We start from the raw sequence: 14,425 nt of genomic DNA on the forward strand, positions 1-14,425 counted from the left end.
GCCGCGGCTGCGTGGCGCTCGGGTGAAGGCGGCATCGCGAGCGCGGGGCAGCGCTGAAGGGCAAAGCTGCAAGTTGATGTCGCGGTGGCGCAAGCAATGCAACGAGTTCAACCGACGCAAATAGCATGCGCTCTCGCGTCTTCAAACATCGTGCCGCTAGACGAGCGCGCCGTGCGTCTCTTCAGTCGTCTCGATCACCATCAAGCCCGCGCGCAAACCAGGCTTCACCGTCGCATTCGGAAACACGAGGCGCTCTTCGTCGTGTTGCACGACGTAGCGATAGTCGCCATCGCGTGCGAGCAACGTGTGCTTCGCGAACGGCGTGAAGTTCGCGACATCGGGCGCGACCAGCAATTCGAACGCGTCGCTTTGCTTCGTGATCTGGTCGATCACCGTGAAGGCGCGCGGCAGTTCCGCTTGCGTATTGCCATTCGTGCCCGCGAGCAGATGACGCAACGCCTGATTCGCACCTTCGAATCGCGTGAGGTCGTTCTGGCCGAACGGACGCACCTTGCCGAGTTCCAGCGTGCACGCGTCGGCAGCGCAAGCCTGCGCGGTGAAATGCGAGTACGTGTTGCCCTTCGTGGTGTGCAACAGCACTGCGCTAATGCGCGCCTCGCCGAGCCACTCGAACATCGCGCGCGAAAATGGCCTGCCCGTATGCGGCAGCAGCGCGAAGCGCTCGAACGCGGACGCGCGGATCGCCGTGTGCATGTCGATATGCCAGCGCGCGCCCGGCTCTTTCGAAGCGGCATCGAAGAACCGCACAGCGGCCCGCTCGAGCGCCGCGGCGCGCGGAGCCTCGTGACTGTGCGGCAGTTGCAGATGCCGGCCGCTGAAGAGGCGGTTCAGGTCGTCGTCGCGATAGCGGCACGCGTCGCGCATCGCATCGACATTGCCGAGAATCGCCAGCAGCCGGCAGGTCAACGTTGCCTCGCCGCGCGCGATGTCGCGCACGAGATGCGACAGCAGTTCGATCGGCGCGGTTTCGTCGCCATGCACGCCGGCCGATGCGAGCACGCTGCGTGTGTTGTTCAAAGACGCGGCCGGCTCCAGCAGCAGCACGCCGTCATCGAGCCACGACCAGCGCACGCCGCCGGCGCACGTGCCTTGCATGTCGTTCGCGGCAGGCCGCGTGCCCGCGAGCGTATAGGCGAGGAAATCGTCGAGCATTGCGACCGGCTCGCCGCGCTCAGCGCTGGAAGTCATAGAGCGATCCGAGGCCGAGAATCTGCGTGAGTTCATCGAGCGCGGTGCGCGACTCGACGAGCAGTTTAGGATCGGCGAGATCCGACGGTGCGAGACGGTCGCGATAATGCTTTTCGATCCACGTATCGAGCCGCCCGAACAACGTGTCGTCGATCCACACGCCGCGTGTGACCGCCGCGCGCTCCGCCTCGTTCAGCACTACACGCAGACGCAGGCACGCCGGCCCGCCGCCGTTCTTCATGCTTTCGCGCAGATCGAACACGAGCACCTCGTCGATCGGACCCGTGTGCGACGTCAGATCGTCCAGATACGCGGCCACGCGCGGATTTTCGCGGCACTCCTGCGGCACCACCAGCACCTGCTTGCCGTCGGGGCGCGTCAGCAACTGGCTGTTGAACAGATACGACGAGACCGCGTCCGCCACGTTCACCTGCGCATCGGGCACTTCGATCACGTTGAAATCCGCCTTCAGGCCAACGAGCTTCGCGCGCAACTCGTCGTACACCGCCTGCTGTTCGACAAACGCAAGCTGATGACAGAACAGCGTGTTGCGGTTGCCGACCGCGATCACGTCGTTATGAAAAACGCCTGCGTCGATCACCTCGGGATTCTGCTGCGCGTAGACAGTTGCTTCTTCCTGCAAGCCATGACGATGCGCGACCGCGCGGCTCGCTTCGAACGTCTGACGCGCGGGAAAGCGTTTCGGCTCGGGTCCGCGGCGATACTCGCTGCGGCCGTACACGAAGAATTCGACGCCACGTGCGCCATATTCCGCGCTAAAGCGTGTGTGATTCGCCGCGCCTTCGTCGCCGAGTGCGGGCGTGCCGGGCAAAGCCTCATGCACGGCGAAGCGATCGGCGTCGCTGAAAATCGCGCGCAACGTGCGGCGCGTCGATTCGTGTTCGATCGCGCGATGCAGCTTGCTGCACAGATTGGCCGGCGTGAAATGCACGCGGCCGTCGTGCGTGTCGGCGGACGGACTCACGGTCGCGGCATTCGCGGTCCACATCGCCGAAGCCGAACTCGCGGCGGCCAGCAACTCGGGCGCATTCTTCGCCACGTTGGCGATCACCGTGGCGTCGTCGCCGGAAAAACCCAGCTCGCGCAACAGACGCACCGACGGACGCTCCTGCGGCGGCAGCACGCCCTGATGAAAGCCGAGATCGGCCAACTGCTTCATCTTGCGCAGACCCTGCTTCGCGGCCGCCTTCGGATTCGCAACCGACTTCTCGTTGTTCTGCGACGCGACGTTGCCGAACGACAGCCCCGCATAGTTGTGCGTCGGGCCGACCAGGCCGTCGAAATTGGCTTCAGTGGCTTGCATCGTCGATCCTTAGAATTGAAGGCCCGGCGAGACGCTCGCGGGCATTTGCAGTTGCGCGCTTTCAACCGACGCCATCGGATACGCGCAGTAATCGGCCGCGTAATAAGCGCTCGGCCGGTGATTGCCCGAACGCCCCGGCCCGCCGAACGGCGCACCCGACGACGCGCCGTTGGTCGGCCGGTTCCAGTTGACGATGCCCGCGCGGATAGTGCGCTGGAAATGCGTCCACAGCGATTCGTCGTCGGCGAGCAGGCCCGCGGACAAACCGAACTCGGTGTCGTTGGCTTTTTCGAGCGCTTCGTTAAAGCTGTCGTAACGGATGATCTGCGCGAGCGGCCCGAAGTGTTCCTCGTCGGGCAGATTCTTCACGGCGCTCACGTCGAGAATGGCCGGCGTGACGAAGCCGAGCTTCGGATCGCGCTGCTCCATTTTCAGCAACGCATGGGCGCCATCCGCAAGCAAACGTTCCTGCGCCGCGACGAGACGCGAGGCCGCGCGCGCCGAGATCACCGCGCCCATGAACGGCTGCGGCTCGGCGTTATATTCGCCGACGCTGATGCGCGAACTCACCTCGACGAAGCGCGCGAGAAAGCGCTCGCCGAACGCGTCGTTCGGTACGAAAATGCGGCGCGCGCAGGTACAGCGCTGCCCCGCCGACAGAAACGCCGACTGGATCGTGTGATGCACGGCGGCGTCGATGTCCGCGACCGGCCCGATCACGAGCGGATTGTTGCCGCCCATTTCGAGCGCGAGCACGATCTCCGGCCGTCCGCCGAACTGCTTGTGCAACAATGTTCCGGTATCCGAACTACCGGTGAAGAACAGACCGTCGATCTGCCGATGATTCGCGAGCGCAATGCCCGTGTCCTTCTCGCCCTGCACGAGGTTCAGCACGCCGGCCGGCAAGCCCGCATCGGCCCAGATTTGCACGGTCAGCGCGGCGACGCCCGGCGCGAGTTCGGACGGCTTGAACACGACCGCATTGCCCGCGATCAGCGCCGGCACGATATGCCCGTTCGGCAGATGCCCAGGAAAGTTATACGGCCCGAACACGGCGACCACGCCATGCGGACGATGCCGCAAAACCGCGGTGCCGTCCGCCATCGACGAACGCTTTTCGCCGGTGCGCTCGTTGTACGCCTGAATCGAAATCTCGACTTTCGCGGCCATCGAAGCCGCTTCGGTGCGCGCTTCCCACAGCGGCTTGCCGGTCTCGCGGCCGATCGCTTCAGCGAGCGCTTCCTTGCGTTCGGTGACGAGCGCGGCGAAACGGCGCACCACCGCGCAACGCTCATCGAGACTCAGCGCCGACCATGCCGCGAACGCTCGCCGTGCGCCGCGCACCGCGCGATCCACGTCGTCCGCGGACGCGCTATTGCCTTCCCACACCGTCGCGCCCGTACCGGGGTTGCGCGACGCGAATGCGGGTCCCGTGCCGGCAGCCCATTCGCCGCCGATGAAAAGCTCGCTCATGATCATCCCTGTTTATGTTTCAGCGGCAGCACCCGCACCGGGTCGCCTGCCTTGACGCCGAGTGCCGACGCTTCGATCGCGTTCATGCGGAACACGCCGTCTTGCGGCACGCCCGCCGCCACGCCCACGCGAAAATCGCCGAGCGACGTGTTCGACACCATCGAACGCGGCGCATCCTGCGGCGCGCCCGCCGGCACGTCGGCGATTTCGAGCGGCACCATCACGCTTTCGCGCACCGTGCGCAAGTCGGAGATATGGCATTCGAGCACCGGACCGGCATCGAAAATATCGACGTGGTTCTCGTAGCGCAGCCCTTCCGCTTCGAGCATGCGGCGCGCCGGAATCGTGTCGCTATGCGTGAGTCCGACGCATTGCTGCGCTTCTTCAGGCAGCAACTCGACATACACCGGATAGCGCGGCATCAGCTCGGCAAGAAACGCCTTGCGTCCATGAGAACTGAGGTAATCGGCCGCGTTGAAGTCGATCTGATAGAAATGCGAGCCGACCGCGCGCCAGAACGGCGACGTGCCTTGCTCATCGAAATGGCCGCGCAATTCCGCGCACAAACGCTGCGGAAAGCGCTCGCGAAACTGCGCGAGAAACATGAAGCGCGAGCGCGACAGCAGGCCGCCCACTCCGCTCGTGCGATAACGCGGGCTCAGAAAGAGCGAACACACTTCGGCGTAACCCGTCAGGTCATGCGAGATGTTGAGCGCGCGCATGCGCGTCCAGATGCCGAGGTCCTGGCTCGCGTGCACCACCGTGCTCACGCGATAGTTGTAGAACGGCTGCTGCAGGCCGACAGCCGCTTCGATGCCGCAGACGCCGGCGACGTCGCCGGTTTGCGTGTCTTCCATCACGAAGAAGTAGCCTGCTTCATGCGGCGCGGCCTTGTCTTCCATCGTGCGGCGCGCCCGTTCGACGCGTGCGGCAAGCGCTTCGCGGTCCGGCTTGAAGGTGGTGAGGCCTGGGCCGGTTTCCTGCGCGAGCCGCATCAACGCGTCCACATCGCCTCGTTGCACAACGCGAACGACGATCATTGCGCGTCTCCCGATTGTTCGTGCTGCTGTTGATCTTCTTCGTCTCCCGGACGATGCAGCGGCGCGCAACGCACCGCATTGCCGTCCTGCACGCCGAGTGCCGCCCGCGCCGCCTGCGCGAGGGGTGCCCCTTCGCTTTTCGTCGACGGCAGATCGCCGAGCACGCAGCGGAATTCGCCATCCACGCCGTTGTGCGCGATCAGATACGCAGCGCCGCTCGCGGCTGCGGCCGTCTCGTGCACGACGCGCGTTTCATTGCGCGCGACCGACGCACTGCGGTCCACTTGCGCAGTGAGCACCGGGCCCGCGTCGAAAATATCGATGAAGCGGTCCGTCTCGAAGCCTTCTTCCAGATGGATTTCATACGCCAGCAAAGCGTTCGAATCCGGTTCGCCGAGCACGCGCTGCGCGGCTTCCGGCAGCAAGGGCACATAGATCGGATACGTCGGCATCACTTCGGCGATAAACGTTCGGCTGCGTCCGCCCGATTCGATTTCGATGTCGGCAAAATCGCGGCCGAAGAACTTGCGCCCCACCGCTTCCCAGAATGGCGACACGCCATGCTCGTCGGTCACGCCGAGCAGCAGCGAGAACACCTCGGACGTAAAGCGCCTGCGATTCGCGGCGATGTACATCATGCGCGCGCGCGACAGCAGATGCGCAGCGGCGTCGCCACGCAGCGACGGGTCGATGTAATAGCCCGCGAGCCGGCTCTTGCCCGTCAGTTCATGCGACATGGTGAGCGCGTGAATCTTGCGGTTCACGTGCAATTCGCGCGACGCATGAATCAGCGCGTCGTTACGAAACGCGTAGAACGGGTCCGAATAACCCGCCGCCGCAATGATGCTCGCCGTGCCCATCAGTTTGCCGGTCTCGCTGTCTTCGAGCACGAACAGATAGAACTCCTCGCCCGGAAAGTCGACGTCCGCGCGAAACGAATCTTCCGACAGCGCGACGCGTGCCTCGAGCGCGCGCCGGTCGTGCGGCAGGGAATGCAGCACCGGTTGCGCGGTGCGCGCCATATGTTCGAGCGCATCGAGATCGGCGAGGCGGCCGGGGCGTACGAAGAGCATCATCGTTCCTGTTGAATGTGACGCATGAGTTCCCCTATGCGTCGGTGCGAGGCGTTGAACGCGCCGTTTTATTTCGACGCCGCTTCGGCCTTCGCGCCGACCACTTCGGCAATCGCTTTCGCGAGCCGTTCGAAGCCTTCGTTCATGTCGTCGAGCGGCATGATCAGCGACGGCACGAAGCGCAACACGTCCGGTCCCGCCATCAGCATGATCACGCCATGCTGGCCCGCGGCCGTGACGAAGTCTTTCGCGCGGCCCTTGTACGCGTCGGTCAATTCGGCGCCGATCAACAGGCCCTTGCCGCGCACTTCGGTGAAGAGGCCGAAGCGCTCGTTGAGCTTCGCGAGATGACCCCTCAGCACTTCGCTGCGCGTGCGCACGCCTTCGAGCAGCTTCGGATCGCTAACCAGTTCGACAACCTTCTCCGCGATGGCCGAGCCCAGCGGATTGCCGCCATACGTGGTGCCATGCACGCCGACCTTGAAATGCGCGGCCAGTTCGTTCGTGGTCAGCATCGCGCCGATCGGGAAGCCGTTGCCGAGCGCCTTCGCGGTGGTCAAAATGTCCGGCGTGACGCCGGTGTCCTGATACGCGTAGAAGTAGCCGCTGCGGCCCACGCCGGTTTGCACTTCGTCGAAAATCAGCAGCGCGCCGTGCTGGTCGCAGGCTTCGCGCAGCGCTTTCAGGAACGCCGGATCGGCCGGAATCACCCCGCCCTCGCCCTGAATCGGCTCGACGATCACCGCGCAGGTCTTCGCGCCAATCGCCTTCTTCGCGGCCTCGATGTCGTTGTACGGCAAATGCACGATGCCTTGCGGCACCGGTCCGAAGCCTTCCGAATACTTCGGCTGACCGCCGACGCTGACAGTGAAGAACGTGCGGCCATGAAACGACTGCGTGAACGAGATCACTTCGAATTTCTCGGCGCCGTGGCGGTCGAACGCGACTCGGCGTGCGAGCTTCAGCGCCGCTTCGTTCGCTTCGGCGCCCGAGTTCGCGAAGAACGCGCGGTCCGCGAAGGTCAGGTCTTCGAGACGTTTCGCAAGACGCAACACCGGCTCGTTCGTGTAGCCATTGCCGATATGCCACAGCTTGCTGCCCTGCTCCTGCAAAACCTTCAGCAGTTCGGGATGCGCGTGACCGAGCGCGGTGACGGCGATGCCGCCGGCGAAGTCGATATAGTCGCGGCCCTGCGTATCCCAGACGCGTGAGCCGAGACCGCGATCCGGCACGAAGGCGGCGGGCGCGAATACCGGCACCATGACTTCGTCGAAGGTCTTGCGTGTCACAGTCAGGTCGTTCATGGCAAATCCTCGTTACGGTGAGAGGTAATACAGATAGTGTAGGAAACCGCGCGCGATACGTCTTGCGCATACGCGACGCTTTCTATGAGCTTCCACCTCGTTGCGTGCTGCGAGCGGCGCCCGCCGCGCGCCGAGGCGCTTTCAATCCGCGAGATCCGGCCGCTCGATCAACGCGCCCGCGCGCGGTTCGCTCGCCGCCGCGCCGCCCGCGCCCGTCTGCCGGTCGAGCCAGTTGCGGCGATCCTCGCGCGGCGTCACGCCGAAGCGTTCACGGTACGCATTCGAAAAGTGCGCCGCCGACGAAAATCCGCACGCGAGGCTGATCTGCACGACCGATTTGCTGGTGCGCTGCAATTGCGTGCGCGCTTTCGAAAGGCGCAGACCCAGGTAGTATTTGGACGGCATCGAGCCGAGATACTGGCGAAAGAGGCGCTCCAACTGCCGCCGCGAAACGCCGACGAGACCGGCGATTTCGTCGGTGGTGAGCGGGTCTTCGATATTCGCTTCCATCAGCATCAACGCATCGTTCAGCCGCGGATGGCGCTCGCCCGGCGCGGTCACGAACGGAATGCGCTGACGTTCCTCGCCCGCGCGCAACACGCCGACGCCGAGCGTATCCGCGATGCGATCCGCGAGTTCGGGGCCGTGTTCGCGGCCGATCATCGCGAGCATGAAGTCGACGGTGGCCTGACCGCCCGCGCAGGTCGCGCGATCGCGGTCGATTTCGAAAATCTGCTGCGTGACGATGGAGCGCTCGAACTGCTCGGCGAACTGCTGATAGGTTTCCCAGTTCACGCTCACGCGATAGCCGGACAATTGCCCCGCCATCGCGAGCCACCACACGCCGTGATGGATCCCCGTGACGAGCGGCGTGCGTTGCCCGACGCGCGCAAGGCTCGCGAGAAACAGCCGATAGTCGGCAAATTGCTGAAAGCGTTCGGCGATGACGATCAGCCAGTCGCACGCGATCGCGTCGCCGAATGCGGCGTCCGCAGGCCATTGCGCTCCGCCCGCGAGCGGCACCGCGCGGCCGTCCCACGAGCAGACCTGCACGCGATACAGCGCGCGGCCGTCGATTTCGTTGGCGAGATTGAGCGCGTCGACAATCGGCCCGACGCCCGACATCGACACGGGCGGCAATGCGACGATTGCAACCTGCGTGGTGCGTGCGGGACTGGACGTACGGGCCATCAGCGGATCACAACGCGGCGAGCGGGCGAACGGGCGGACGCGGCGCGCGTTACTTCAGGCTGCCGGAGAGGAACTGCTTGAGCCGCTCGCTGCGCGGCGCGCTCAGCACTTCGGCGGGCAAGCCTTCTTCTTCCGTGCGGCCTTGATGCAGGAACATCACATGGTTCGACACGTTGCGCGCAAAACCCATTTCGTGGGTGACGACGATCATCGTGCGCCCTTCTTCCGCGAGCTTCTGCATGACCTTCAACACTTCGCCGACGAGTTCGGGATCGAGCGCCGAAGTCGGCTCGTCGAACAGCATCACATCGGGATCCATCGCGAGCGCGCGGGCAATCGCCACGCGCTGCTGCTGACCGCCGGACAGATGCGCCGGATACTGTTTTTCGACGCGCGGCGCGAGGCCCACCTTCTCGAGATATTCGCGCGCGCGCTCTTCGGCTTCGCGACGCGGCAGGCCGAGCACGTGAATCGGCGCCTCGACGACGTTCTCGATCACGTTCATATGCGCCCACAAATTGAAGTGCTGGAACACCATCGCGAGCTTCGTGCGAATGCGTTGCAACTGCTTGTGATCCGCGACTTCGAGATTGCCGGCGCGGTCGGCCTTGGTCTTCACCGCTTCGCCGTCGACGACAATCTGCCCCGCGTTCGGCCGCTCGAGAAAGTTAATGCAGCGCAGGAAGGTGCTCTTGCCCGAACCGCTCGCGCCGATGATGCTGATCACGTCGCCCTTGTTCGCGTTCAGCGACACGCCCTTGAGCACTTCGTTGTCGCCGTAGCGCTTGTGGATGTCCTGCACGGCGAGCTTGCAAGCCTGGGTTTGCGTGGTGTGGAGCAAGGTGCTCTCCCTTTGAAAATACGATCGAACTTGCGACGGCGCGCTCAATGCGTGCGGACCGCCAGATAACCGAGCCAGTGACGCTCGGCGCGGCGGAACAGCGCGACCAGAGCAAACGACACCACGAGGTAGATCAACGCCGCGAGGCCGAATGCGTCGAACGAACGGTAGGTTGCCGAATTCGCGTCGCGCGCCACCTTCAGGATATCCGGCACGGTAGCCGTGAACGCGACGGTGGTCGCGTGCAGCATCAGGATCACTTCGTTACTGTACAACGGCAAGGCGCGGCGCAGCGCGGACGGTATCACAATGCGGCGGTACATCGTGAACCAGCTCATGCCATAGGCGCGGGCCGCTTCCACTTCGCCATGCGAGGTCGAGCGAATTGCGCCCGCGAAAATCTCCGTGGTGTACGCGCAGGTGTTCAGCGCGAACGCGAGAATCGCGCAGTGAAAGCCGCTGCGGAAAAACGCATCCAGCAGTTGGTGCGAGCGCACGAATTCGAGGCTGTACATGCCGGTGTAGATAAGCAGCAATTGCACGTAGAGCGGCGTGCCGCGAAATACATACGTGTAGAGACGCACGGGCGTCGACAGCCAGCGCTTTTTCGACACGCGCGCGACCGCGAGCGGAATCGCAAGACAAAAGCCGATGCCGACGGACACGACCAGCAGCCACAACGTGACCGCGAGGCCGGACATGCGCTGGCCGTCCCAGTAGAGAAACGCGCGCCAGAAGTCGTTGAGAATGTCGATCATGGTCTTAAAGCTCCGCGTGCCGGACGCCGATCGAATAGCGGCGTTCCAGCCAGATCAGCGCGAGGTTCGAGACGGTCGTCAGCGCGAGATAGATGAGCGCCGCGATCAGGATGAAGAAGAACATGTTGAAGGTGCTTTTGCCCGCGTCCTGCGCGGCCTTGACGACATCCGCGAGACCGATGATCGACACCAGCGCCGTCGCTTTCACGAGCACCTGCCAGTTGTTGCCGATGCCGGGCAGCGCGAAACGCATCATCTGCGGAAACAGAATGCGCGCGAATACGCGCACGCCGCTCATGCCGTAGGCGCTGCCCGCTTCGAGCTGGCCGCGCGGCACGGCGAGAAACGCGCCGCGAAACGTCTCGGTGAAATACGCGCCGTAAATGAAGCCGAGCGTCAGCACGCCGGCGACGAACGGGTCGATGTCGAACTGCGCCACGTCGAGCGCGTCGGTCAGATTGTTGACCGCGATCTGGATGCTGTAGAAAAGCAGCAGCATCAGCACGAGGTCGGGCACCGAGCGGATCAAGGTCGTGTAGCCGGTGGCGAGCGCGCGCAACGGCCGGTTCAAGGAGAGTTTCGCCGCCGCGCCCGCGAGGCCGAGCAGCACGGCGGCCGCGAGCGACAGCACCGACAGTTCGACCGTCTGGATCGTGCCGGCCAGCAGGACCGGACCAAAGCCGTATAGCACCACGCGTGTCTCCATCCAGTTTGGTTTGAGAACGCCTCGATGCAGCCGGCTCGTCGGACCCCGGCTCATCAGGCATGGCGCGGAGTCTCCCAAGCGAAAATTAATTTCTCAAAGGCCGACGCAAAGTTTGCTGCGCCGCAACAGGGTACGCGGAAAGCGCCGGGCGGCTCGCGGCGCTTGGTGTTGGGGGACGCGGCGGGATGCAGTCACCAGCGCGGCCCGGACGCGCCGCCGCGATTTAGCAAGTTTGAGGTCGCTTTTTCGATAGACGGCGCGCGCTTCGCGCAAGGCGAAGCGCGGCCGTGCGAAGACCAGGAGCGGGCCGCCGCTAGTCCATGCCGAGCCGCGCGCGGATCGCGGGCAGCATGTATTCGACCGCCGCGCGCCCTTCCTCGATGGCCGGCGCCGCGCGATGAAAATCGAAGATGCCCATGCCGCCCAGGCGCGGCTGGATCAGGATGTCCGCGGGCTCGCCCGCGAGACGGCTGCGCGTGATCCGCACCTGCATGATGTCGATGCTTTGCGCGATCGAACTGAGCATGGACGGCACGCGCGCGCTCGGCGCGGGCGGCACGCGCACGTCGTCGGTGGCGCGCTCTTCGGCGGGCGCGAGCCAGCGCGGCCAAGGCTTGCCGTTGCGGCGCATCGAAACGGGCGTCGGTGCGTTCGGGTCGATGGCGGGCGTGTCCACGACCGCGCCGCCGAAATCGCGTCCGTTGAGAATGTCGTTGTTCAGATCGACGGCGATCACGCAGTCGGCCCGCATGCCGCGCGCGACCGACACCGGCACCGGATTGCTCAAGCCGCCGTCGACGAGCCATACGCCGTTGTGCCAAACCGGCGTGAAAATGCCGGGAATCGCAATCGACGCACGCACCGCGTCGACCACGCTGCCGTCCTGCAGCCAGCTTTCGCGGCCCGTGTCGAGTTCGGTGGCGACCGCGGCGAACGGCATGTTCAGTTGCGCGATGGACCGGCCGTTGAATTTGTCGGCGAATAACTGGATCACCTTGCGCCCGCCAAGCAGACCGCCCGACAAACGCAAGTCGAGCAGGCGCACGACCGTCTGCCACGTGAGCCGCGACACCCACTCCTCGAGCCAGTCGAGGTCGCCGTTCGCATAGACGGCGCCGACCAGCGCGCCAATCGACGTGCCGCATACCACGTCGGGCTTGATGCCCGCGTCGTGCAGCGCGCGGATCGCGCCGATATGCGCCCAGCCGCGCGCGGCGCCGCCTCCCAACACCAGCCCGATACGGCTGTATCGACGTCGACGTATCATGATGCCCCCCGTCTTTCTTCGTCTGCTTCTCGTTGTTTACAGCGTTTCTAGCGCCCGCGCATGACGTCCGAACGCGATGTCGTGTACACCGTGTGATTCTGGTCGAAGTGCACGTTGAAAATGCCTTCTTCCGTCACGCCGCCCTCGCGCCACTTCCAGCTCCACACCGTTTCCGGCTTGAGCGGAAACACCGCGACCTGACCCGGTTTGCCGAGCAGCCGCCGCACTTCGTCCTCGCTCATGCCGATGCGGATCTTGCCGAAGTTCGCCGCGGTCAACACTTGCGTGATGGATTGCAGTTTACCGTCCCGGTCAACGTCCACCATGTACGTATTCATACCTTGCGGACCACGTGGATACTCGAAGCGCTTCGAGCCGTCCGTATAAGTGCGTTCGGTTTCGGGCTTGCCCATCTGCTCGCGGATCTGCGCTTCGGTCGTGACGCCCGGCGTCATGTCCTTGAGCAGCAGCGCGTCGGGCTTGACGGCGTTAAACAGGTCCTTGATTTTTTGCACGGCGTGCTCGCTCTGTTGGTCGTCGCACGCGGTAAGCGCGAGGCATGCAGCCAGCATGGCGACAAGAGGCAGTTTCAGGCTCACAGCAAATTTCCTGTAGCGATGCGGACGCGAGTGCCCGCATCGGTCGTGTAGTGATTCCCCGCTGGATTTCCCGCTCGACATCCGCTGGACGTTCCTTAGGGCGCGCTACAGGATAACCGCGTGACGCAAAAACCGCGAGCGCGCACACGGCGCGCAAAGACACCGCGAAACCGGCCTCGCAGGCGAAAAATGCAGGACGTAAAGCGCTTTTCCGACGATGACGCCCTCTGCGCGCCAATTATTGCAAAGCGCAACAGACGCAACAGAAAGCAAAAAAGCGACGCTGTGCAAAGCGTCGCCCATGCCGGACGGCAGTGAAGCGGTGGTCGTGACGGCGGGTACGGTCAGTACGCCGGTCTTGAAGATGTGCGAAAACCGCGTGAAGGACGACGCGCAGCGGTCCGTTCCGGCGCGGCGATGAACGGCCTTGGCCGTACACCTTGCGCCATCGCCGGAAGTGGCGAACCGCTGCTTGACTGGCCGCCCTGGTCCCCTCAATAAGCCTTCCAAGTGACGTTAATCTAACGGGATTGGAAGCGCTAGACGAGAGCGCGTTTACACCGAATTTGCAGAGGATTTCGCGGCGCTGTCAGTGGCACCGCGGGACGCGGTCAGGGCAACGGGAAACTGCGGTCGAAACTTGCACGCACATCCAGATGCGCGCGAATCACGTTGGCCGCTTCGTACGTGTCCGCGGTGCGCTGCTGCGCGGCCACGACCGTATCGTCGATTGCGACCGGATGCACCTGGCCGCGCTGATAGACCGTCTTCAACACATCGGTGGGCAAGCCCGTCACGCGCGATTGCATCGCCGCGACTTCGTCGGGATGCGTGAGCGCCCAGCGCTGGCCGATCGCCACGCGCCGCAGGAAGTCCGCCAATTGCGCGCGTTTGCCGGCAATCGCGGCCTCGGTCGCGACCTGATAGCTGAGCCCTTCCGACAAACCCACGCCGTTCGCGATGATGCGGTCGTGATCGCGCGACTCGCCGAGCGCCGTGTACGGGTCCCATACCGACCACGCGTCGACGCTGCCGGACGCGAGCGCGGCCTTGGCGTCGGCGGGCGCGAGGAACACGAACGCGACGTCGCTTGCGGACAGGTTGGCCTTTTTCAGCGCGGCGAGCGCGAGATAGTGGCCGATGGAGCCGCGCGTCGTCGCGAGACGCTTGCCCTTCAGACCCGCGACGTCCGTGAGCGGCGAATGCGGACCGACGACGATCGCCAGATCGAGCGGATTCGAGCGCGTCGCGGCGACCGCCCTCACCCGCGCGCCCGCTGCGAGCGCGAAAACGAGCGGCGCGTCGCCGAGGCCGCCGACGTCCACCGCGCCCGCGTTCAATGCTTCGCCAAGCGGCTGCGCTGCCGGAAAATTGAACCATTCGATCTTGTACGGCAGGTCTTTCAACTGGCCGGACGCTTCGAGAATGCCGCGTGTCTGCAACGACTGATCGCCGACCTTGAGCACGGGTAAGTCGGCCGCGGCGGCGGGCCTCGCGCACAACATCAACATCGCGGGAATGGCCACGATAATTGCGGCAAGCGGTTTGACAAGTGCCCGAGGCACGACGGAGAAAATCGCAAAAGACATGATGAGGATGACGTTCCAGGAACGTGTCGAGCAATAGATTCGACGACGATA

Annotated in this window: 13 protein-coding genes; all 13 read right to left on the reverse strand. The window is 64.5% G+C overall.

Translation table 11 applies throughout. From position 1 onward, the window contains the following. Nucleotides 1–156 precede the first annotated feature (156 nt). The gene (astE, locus tag P0D87_RS02425) at nt 157–1,209 is read right to left on the reverse strand and encodes a succinylglutamate desuccinylase (RefSeq protein WP_053857894.1); all 1,053 of its coding nucleotides are present in this window, start codon (nt 1,207–1,209) and stop codon (nt 157–159) included. Next, a complete protein-coding gene (astB, locus tag P0D87_RS02430; RefSeq protein ID WP_029969180.1) occupies nt 1,193–2,533 on the reverse strand; it encodes an N-succinylarginine dihydrolase in 1,341 nt (446 codons plus the stop codon). The genes astE and astB overlap by 17 nt, the downstream gene beginning before the upstream one ends. Before the next feature lie 9 nt (nt 2,534–2,542). Further along, nucleotides 2,543–4,006 carry a succinylglutamate-semialdehyde dehydrogenase gene (gene astD, locus P0D87_RS02435; protein ID WP_053859005.1) on the reverse strand — a complete coding sequence of 488 codons (1,464 nt, stop codon included), beginning with the start codon at nt 4,004–4,006 and terminating at the stop codon, nt 2,543–2,545. A gap of 2 nt (nt 4,007–4,008) precedes the next feature. After that, entirely contained in the window at nt 4,009–5,046 is a 1,038-nt protein-coding gene (gene astA / locus P0D87_RS02440) for an arginine N-succinyltransferase (protein ID WP_006051091.1), read from the reverse strand. Further along, nucleotides 5,043–6,119: an arginine/ornithine succinyltransferase subunit alpha gene (gene aruF / locus P0D87_RS02445; protein WP_053857893.1), complete on the reverse strand. Its 1,077-nt coding sequence runs from the start codon at nt 6,117–6,119 to the stop codon at nt 5,043–5,045. Before aruF ends, astA begins: the two co-directional genes overlap by 4 nt. 68 nt (nt 6,120–6,187) lie before the next feature. Next, the gene (locus tag P0D87_RS02450; RefSeq protein ID WP_053857892.1) at nt 6,188–7,423 is read right to left on the reverse strand and encodes an aspartate aminotransferase family protein; all 1,236 of its coding nucleotides are present in this window, start codon (nt 7,421–7,423) and stop codon (nt 6,188–6,190) included. A gap of 141 nt (nt 7,424–7,564) precedes the next feature. Then, on the reverse strand, nt 7,565–8,614 hold the full coding sequence (locus P0D87_RS02455; protein WP_053857891.1) for a GlxA family transcriptional regulator: 1,050 nt from the start codon (nt 8,612–8,614) through the stop codon (nt 7,565–7,567). A gap of 49 nt (nt 8,615–8,663) precedes the next feature. Then, entirely contained in the window at nt 8,664–9,455 is a 792-nt protein-coding gene (locus P0D87_RS02460) for an ABC transporter ATP-binding protein (protein WP_006051095.1), read from the reverse strand. Nucleotides 9,456–9,499: 44 nt separating this feature from the next. Next, on the reverse strand, nt 9,500–10,213 hold the full coding sequence (locus tag P0D87_RS02465) for an ABC transporter permease (RefSeq protein ID WP_006051096.1): 714 nt from the start codon (nt 10,211–10,213) through the stop codon (nt 9,500–9,502). Nucleotides 10,214–10,217: 4 nt separating this feature from the next. After that, nucleotides 10,218–10,907, reverse strand: a complete 690-nt coding sequence (locus tag P0D87_RS02470) for an ABC transporter permease (protein ID WP_006051097.1) — start codon at nt 10,905–10,907, stop codon at nt 10,218–10,220. Between the two features lie 325 nt (nt 10,908–11,232). Continuing rightward, nucleotides 11,233–12,186 carry a patatin-like phospholipase family protein gene (locus P0D87_RS02475; protein ID WP_006051098.1) on the reverse strand — a complete coding sequence of 318 codons (954 nt, stop codon included), beginning with the start codon at nt 12,184–12,186 and terminating at the stop codon, nt 11,233–11,235. A 47-nt stretch (nt 12,187–12,233) separates the two neighbouring features. Further along, a complete protein-coding gene (gene bamE, locus P0D87_RS02480) occupies nt 12,234–12,785 on the reverse strand; it encodes an outer membrane protein assembly factor BamE domain-containing protein (RefSeq protein ID WP_053857890.1) in 552 nt (183 codons plus the stop codon). 611 nt (nt 12,786–13,396) lie between these two features. Next, nucleotides 13,397–14,374, reverse strand: coding sequence for an ABC transporter substrate-binding protein (locus P0D87_RS02485; protein WP_053857889.1), 978 nt, complete (start codon nt 14,372–14,374; stop codon nt 13,397–13,399). Nucleotides 14,375–14,425 lie beyond the last annotated feature (51 nt).

This window comes from Paraburkholderia sp. RL17-368-BIF-A (assembly GCF_046054045.1).
GTDB classification, from domain to species: Bacteria; Pseudomonadota; Gammaproteobacteria; order Burkholderiales; family Burkholderiaceae; genus Paraburkholderia; species Paraburkholderia graminis.

Excerpts from the sequence above, each read along its gene's own strand:
- astE (WP_053857894.1), bottom strand. The coding sequence starts at position 1,209 with ATGACTTCCAGCGCTGAGCGCGGCGAGCCGGTCGCAATGCTCGACGAT.
- astB (WP_029969180.1), bottom strand. The coding sequence starts at position 2,533 with ATGCAAGCCACTGAAGCCAATTTCGACGGCCTGGTCGGCCCGACGCAC.
- astD (WP_053859005.1), bottom strand. The coding sequence starts at position 4,006 with ATGAGCGAGCTTTTCATCGGCGGCGAATGGGCTGCCGGCACGGGACCC.
- astA (WP_006051091.1), bottom strand. The coding sequence starts at position 5,046 with ATGATCGTCGTTCGCGTTGTGCAACGAGGCGATGTGGACGCGTTGATG.
- aruF (WP_053857893.1), bottom strand. The coding sequence starts at position 6,119 with ATGCTCTTCGTACGCCCCGGCCGCCTCGCCGATCTCGATGCGCTCGAA.
- P0D87_RS02450 (WP_053857892.1), bottom strand. The coding sequence starts at position 7,423 with ATGAACGACCTGACTGTGACACGCAAGACCTTCGACGAAGTCATGGTG.
- P0D87_RS02455 (WP_053857891.1), bottom strand. The coding sequence starts at position 8,614 with ATGGCCCGTACGTCCAGTCCCGCACGCACCACGCAGGTTGCAATCGTC.
- P0D87_RS02465 (WP_006051096.1), bottom strand. The coding sequence starts at position 10,213 with ATGATCGACATTCTCAACGACTTCTGGCGCGCGTTTCTCTACTGGGAC.
- P0D87_RS02475 (WP_006051098.1), bottom strand. The coding sequence starts at position 12,186 with ATGATACGTCGACGTCGATACAGCCGTATCGGGCTGGTGTTGGGAGGC.
- P0D87_RS02485 (WP_053857889.1), bottom strand. The coding sequence starts at position 14,374 with ATGTCTTTTGCGATTTTCTCCGTCGTGCCTCGGGCACTTGTCAAACCG.